Below are 481 nucleotides of genomic sequence, written 5' to 3'. Positions count from 1 at the left end.
AAAGATTGTAAGAATCAGAGGTGAACTATGGAGATCCACTCAAAGAAAGATGAAAAGTTTAAATTTGATAAATTGTCTACAAATATGAAAATAGAGCCTAGAAAAGTATATAAGAATATAACAAGAGTGAAAGGTCGAATGGTTCCTATCGTTGATTGGAAACTATTCTTATATATCAATGAGAACGAATTAGATGAARATGAAGTATTTATAGTAGAAGAATTTTTTAAATCCTTACTTAGTCCAGGAACATATCCATTGTTTACATGTACCTGTGGAATATTTGGTTGTGGTGGTTACTATGTTGAAGTAATTCATGAGGCGGAAAGAATAATTTGGTTAACAGAGCAATCCCCTTTCAAAGATCAGACTATCGAAAGTTCAAATAAGTTTATCTTTTCATGGGCTCAAATTTTTGAATTTTCTAGGGGATTAATACAAGAATTTGAGCACCTTAAAAGCATAATGAATGCCAATGAAT

Annotated in this window: 1 protein-coding gene; it reads left to right on the top strand. The window is 30.8% G+C overall.

Annotated features, from left to right (window positions below; all coding sequences use genetic code 11):
• Nucleotides 1–27 precede the first annotated feature (27 nt).
• On the top strand, nt 28–481 hold a 454-nt coding region (locus AB4Z30_RS30005), incomplete at its 3' end, for a hypothetical protein (protein WP_441931229.1).

Source organism: Paenibacillus sp. 2TAF8, from assembly GCF_052114825.1.
Taxonomy (GTDB): domain Bacteria; phylum Bacillota; class Bacilli; order Paenibacillales; family Paenibacillaceae; genus Paenibacillus.
Note: the sequence above shows the minus strand (reverse complement) of the source record. Positions and strands in the feature narration are given on the sequence as shown.